Annotated in this window: 7 protein-coding genes; 2 read left to right on the top strand and 5 right to left on the bottom strand. The window is 66.8% G+C overall.

The features are described 5' to 3' along the window. Positions 1-164 precede the first annotated feature (164 nt). From WBV89_RS16940 to WBV89_RS16925, 4 genes are all read right to left on the bottom strand, one after another. Entirely contained in the window at positions 165-452 is a 288-nt protein-coding gene (locus tag WBV89_RS16940; RefSeq protein WP_423982518.1) for a putative quinol monooxygenase, read from the bottom strand. Between the two features lie 66 nt (positions 453-518). Beyond that, complete coding sequence (locus WBV89_RS16935; RefSeq protein WP_423982517.1) at positions 519-1,085, bottom strand: TMEM165/GDT1 family protein; 567 nt, start codon at positions 1,083-1,085, stop codon at positions 519-521. A 74-nt stretch (positions 1,086-1,159) separates the two neighbouring features. Next, on the bottom strand, positions 1,160-2,122 hold the full coding sequence (gene meaB, locus WBV89_RS16930) for a methylmalonyl Co-A mutase-associated GTPase MeaB (RefSeq protein WP_423982516.1): 963 nt from the start codon (positions 2,120-2,122) through the stop codon (positions 1,160-1,162). Positions 2,123-2,169: 47 nt separating this feature from the next. After that, entirely contained in the window at positions 2,170-2,415 is a 246-nt protein-coding gene (locus WBV89_RS16925; protein ID WP_423982515.1) for a NifU family protein, read from the bottom strand. A 41-nt stretch (positions 2,416-2,456) separates the two neighbouring features. On the opposite strand from WBV89_RS16925, the gene WBV89_RS16920 reads away from it, so the two are divergent. Next, complete coding sequence (locus tag WBV89_RS16920; RefSeq protein WP_423982514.1) at positions 2,457-2,621, top strand: hypothetical protein; 165 nt, start codon at positions 2,457-2,459, stop codon at positions 2,619-2,621. A gap of 11 nt (positions 2,622-2,632) precedes the next feature. Here WBV89_RS16920 and murA read toward each other — a convergent pair whose 3' ends face one another. Next, positions 2,633-3,874, bottom strand: coding sequence for a UDP-N-acetylglucosamine 1-carboxyvinyltransferase (murA, locus tag WBV89_RS16915; protein WP_423982513.1), 1,242 nt, complete (start codon positions 3,872-3,874; stop codon positions 2,633-2,635). 97 nt (positions 3,875-3,971) lie between these two features. Here murA and WBV89_RS16910 point away from each other — a divergent pair. Then, on the top strand, positions 3,972-4,720 hold a 749-nt coding region (locus WBV89_RS16910; protein ID WP_423982512.1), incomplete at its 3' end, for an MFS transporter.

The raw sequence follows: 4,720 nt of genomic DNA, 5'->3' as shown, positions 1-4,720 counted from the left end.
CGCCTGGCGCAATTCGGTGAGCAACTCACGGGACAGGGGGTTGACCTTGCCGTTGGCAAGGGTGACCACGGCGACCCCGTCGTCACGTCGTTCGAGAGTCAGCAGTTCGTAGGCCATCAGCCCAGCCTGCCAGACCCGTTCGCGGGCGACCCACCCGGGCGGCTCTACGTCAGAGTCGTCGACGATGCGACTTCGTGCTGTTCGACGTGGGCGCCGACGATCGCATCCTGCTGTCCACCGTCTGGTCCCGAGCCTCGAAATCGCTCCACCGCTTCGGCCGACTCCCATTGCTCGTAGACGTTGATCCGGTCGGCGTCGAGTGGATCGGCTGCGAGATGGAAGTCGATGCATCCCGGCGCGGCCCGAGCAGCCTCGATCACATCGACGCAGGAAGCGAGGTACTCGTCACGAGCGTCGGTACCGACGCGGAGCCAACCGGACACGATCACCATGGAACCGACCGTAGCGAAGTTCGCCTGCTCGATGAGGCGAGCGCGAGTTGATGACGTCGCGGGTCGTCAGCTCAGGCCGTCGACGATCAGCAGGATGCCGAACACGACGAATGTGACCGCCGCGCCGATCTTGACCGTCCGCTCGGGGAGCCGGGCACCGAGCTGCTGTCCGACGACGATCGCGAGCGCGTCGGCCGCGACCATGCCGAGCGTGGAGCCGATCCAGGTGCCGAACACACCGTGGTCGGTGGCGAGCGTGATCGTCGCGAGCATCGTCTTGTCGCCGAGCTCCGCGAGGAAGAACGCCAAGCCCACCGTGAAGAACACCGACCGACCGCCGCGGGCAGCACGTCCGGCCTCGTCATCATCGAGTTCGTCGCCGCGGATCGTCCACGCCGCGAACCCGAAGAACGCCAGGCCCGCCACGATCGAGATCGCATCCGTGGGGAGGGCGGTGCCGATCGCGGCCCCGACGGCGACGCTGAACAGATGGACGATTGCGGTCGCCACGGTGATCGCCGCCAGGATCGTCACGGCGCGATAGCGGGTGGCGAACGTCATCGCCATCAGCTGGCTCTTGTCGCCGAGTTCGGCGACGAAGATGATGCCGAAGCTGATCAGGAATGCGTCCATGTGTTCCTTCCTGTCCGTCCGGACTGATCCCACCCGAACCCGACCCGGCCACGTCGGCCGTCAGCTGAGCCGGGTCAGGCGTCGATGGCGGCGAGCATCTCGTCGGCGGCCGTCCACGGGTCGGTGGTCCGCTCCGCCACCTCGTCGGTGAGCTCGTCCCACCGCTCGCCGGTACAGATCGAGCGGGCCTTACGACCAAGACGTTGAGCGATGATCTCGCGCAACTCCTCGCGCAAGCGGAACGTGCGCCGCTCGGCGAGCAAGCCCGACGACTCTGCGAACGCGCGGTGTTCGATGACCGTCTCCCACAGTTCGGGCACGCCCTCGCCGGTGGTCCCGGTCGTGTTGAGGATCGGCGGTCGCCACGTGTCGTGTGGAAGATCGGACAGATCGAGCATCTGCATCAGGTCGCGGCGTGTCTCGTCGGCCCCTTTGCGGTCGGCTTTGTTGATCACGAACACGTCTGCGATCTCCATCAGCCCGGCCTTGTTCGCCTGCACACTGTCACCCCACCCGGGGTTGACCACGACGACCGTCGTGTCGGCCTTGCCCGCGACCTCGACCTCGACCTGGCCGACACCGACGGTCTCGACGAGGATCCAGCGGCGACCGATCGCGTCGAGTGCACGAACGGCCTCGGGTGTGGCCAGCGCGAGTCCTCCGAGATGACCGCGGGTCGCCATCGACCGGATGAACACCCCCGGATCGGTGGCGTGATCCTGCATCCGGACCCGATCGCCAAGGATCGCTCCCCCCGTGAAAGGTGACGACGGATCGATCGCCAACACCGCGATCTCGAGTTCGAGCGAGCGCAGATGACCGATGATCGCCGAGGTCAACGTCGACTTCCCGGCGCCGGGCGCACCGGTGAGACCCACGGTGTATCCGCCACCCGACAACGGATACGCGAGTCGGCCGATCACCCGCGCTTCTTCGTCACCGCGCTCGATCAGCGACAGCAACCTCGCGAGCGCGCTGCGGTCGCCTTCCAACGCGGCCTGAAAGAGTTCGGGGGCGGGCAGTCTGTGGCGGGGCATCGGCGTCGAGTCTTTCCGATCGGCGGGCGAACGACCCAATCAGAGGTTCACGAGCAGGCGGTTGCGTCGGCGATGTTGATCACGGCCGTCACGCCGTCGATCCGATCACGCATGATCCGTTCGACGCCGACCTTGAGCGTCTGGTTCGACGACGGGCAGCCGACGCACGCGCCCTTCAGGCGGACCTCGACGACACCGGTCTGCTCGTTCACGTCGTGGAACTCGATATCGCCACCGTCGGCTTGCAACGCGGGGCGGATCACCTCGATCGTGGCCAGGATCTTGTCGCGCATCTCGGCACCCATTCAATCGGTGATGCCGTACGATCGATGCCGTGAGTTTCGCGACGGTGACCACTCTGCTCGCCCACCAGGGCAATTGGGACGAGGCGTTGCTGATCGGTGGTCCGATGCTGGCGATCGCCCTTCTGCTCGTCGTCGCCAAACGACGCGTCGACGCGGCAGCGGCCGACGAGGCCGGCGACTCCGACCCGAGCTGACCCGCACCCGCTCAGCAGCGTTCGATCACGGCTCCGACCGCGCTCAAACGACCGACGAGATCGTCGTACCCGCGGTCGATGTGATGCACGCCGCTGATGCGCGTTTCACCCTCGGCGGCCAGGCCGGCGACCACCATGGCGGCGCCCGCCCTGATGTCGTGGGCACGAACCGGTGCCCCGGACAACCGGGGAACACCACGAATCACCGCGTGGTGCCCGCTCGTGCGAACGTCGGCACCGTGTCGTTGGAGCTCCTCGACATAGCGGAAGCGCCCCGGGTACAGATTCTCGGTGACGATGCCCACACCGTCGGCGACCGACAGCATCGTGATGATCAACGGCTTGTAGTCGGTGGCGATCCCCGGATACGGCAGCGTCGCAACATCGATCGAACGTGGTCGGCCGTCGGCGACCACGTGAACCCCGTCGTCGGCCGCATCGATCTGCAGCCCCATGTCGCCGAAACGGTCGAGCAGCATCGTCATGTGATCCGCACGGGCACCGACGACATCGAGTTCACCTCCGGCGACCGAACACGCCGCCAGGTAGGTCGCCGCCTGGATCCGGTCGGGAACGGTGCGGTGCGAGACGGGTGAGAGGTCACTCCGATCGACCCCGGTGATCGTCAGCGTCGAGGTTCCGATGCCGTCGATCCGAGCGCCCATCGCGACGAGGAACTCGCAGAGGTCGGTGATCTCCGGTTCGCGCGCCGCGTTGTCGATGACCGTGATGCCATCGGCGAGCACCGCCGCGGTCATCAGGTTCTCGGTCGCTCCGACGCTCGGGAAGTCGAACGTGATCTCGGCACCGTGGAGCCGGTCGGCACGGGCCTCGAGATAGCCGTGGCTGAACTTGAACTCGGCGCCCATCGCTTCGAGGCCGGCGATGTGCATGTCGATCGGGCGCGCGCCGAAGTCGTCGCCTCCCGGCATCGACAGACGGACCTCGCCGCAGCGGGTGAGCAGCGGTCCGAGCACGTTGATCGATGCCCGGATTCGTTCGACCAGCTCGTAGGGAGCGACCGGGATGATCTCGCCGGTGTTGAACAGCACCAGCTCACCCGGAGCGGGACGGGACATCTCGACACCGATCGCCGCGAGCAGGTCACCCATGATCGAGACGTCGACGATGTCGGGCACGTTGGTCAACTCGAACGCACCGTCGCACAGGATCGTCGTCGCCATCAGCTTGAGGACCGAGTTCTTCGCTCCCGGGACGACGACCTGCCCCGACAGCGGGCCCGAACCACGCACGACGATGCACTCGGACGAGGACGACGGAGCGGGAGATGACGATTCTGGCGTCGGGGGCGTGCCGGAGGAGATCACAGCTCACCAGTATGCTCCGACCGTGGAGCCGGGCGGTCGCATTGTCACGCGACGTTGGCCTCACGACGATGACCACCTCGAACGGATCTCGTCCACCCGCACCGATCTGCTCGACGAGCGCGAGTCGTCCCGCACGACGTCCGACGACGGCGAGCGGATCGAGTTCGAGCAGGCTCACGGACCGTTCACGGCTTATCGGCGCAGCGTCCGGGTGCCCGCTGCAGGAGCTCACGACGACGAGATCGTGGAGCGCACGTCGTATCGCCTGAAGATCCCCTGGTTCGGGTGGTTGTTCGGGCCCGCCGTGCGCGGTGTCCTCGCGCGTCGCATCCGTGCGCAGGGGTGGTGGTCTCCGCCCGATCAGCTCGACGCGATCCAGGTGTTGGTGATCGGCTTGCTCGCCGCCGCATCGATGTCGGCGGCGTTCGTCAACACGATCTTCACCCAGACCGTCGGATTCGCAGCCGACGATTTCGGGATCAGCGAAACCGCCAAGGGCGACGCCGGTTCGATCGTGCGCGCCGGAATCGTGTTCGCGCTTCCGGCGGCGGTGATCGCGGACCGGATCGGGCGCCGCAAGGTGCTGGTCATCGTCGCCTGGCTGGCTCCGTTGCTGACGGCGCTCGGCGCGATCGCGCCCAGTTTCGCGGTGCTGGTGGCGACGCAGACGATCGGTCGGCCGATGGGCATCGCGCTCGCATTCGTGATCGGTGTGGTCGCGGCGGAGGAGGTCCCGAAGAACAGTCGGGCGTATGCGATCAGCGTTCTGGC

Source organism: Ilumatobacter sp. (assembly GCF_049588435.1).
Classification (GTDB): Bacteria; Actinomycetota; Acidimicrobiia; order Acidimicrobiales; family Ilumatobacteraceae; genus Ilumatobacter_A.
This window is presented reverse-complemented; position numbering and strand designations above follow the sequence as displayed.

What these genes read in the sequence shown, in the direction of transcription:
- WBV89_RS16940 (WP_423982518.1), bottom strand. Translation starts at nt 452, where the DNA reads ATGGTGATCGTGTCCGGTTGGCTCCGCGTCGGTACCGACGCTCGTGAC.
- WBV89_RS16935 (WP_423982517.1), bottom strand. Translation starts at nt 1,085, where the DNA reads ATGGACGCATTCCTGATCAGCTTCGGCATCATCTTCGTCGCCGAACTC.
- meaB (WP_423982516.1), bottom strand. Translation starts at nt 2,122, where the DNA reads ATGCCCCGCCACAGACTGCCCGCCCCCGAACTCTTTCAGGCCGCGTTG.
- WBV89_RS16925 (WP_423982515.1), bottom strand. Translation starts at nt 2,415, where the DNA reads ATGCGCGACAAGATCCTGGCCACGATCGAGGTGATCCGCCCCGCGTTG.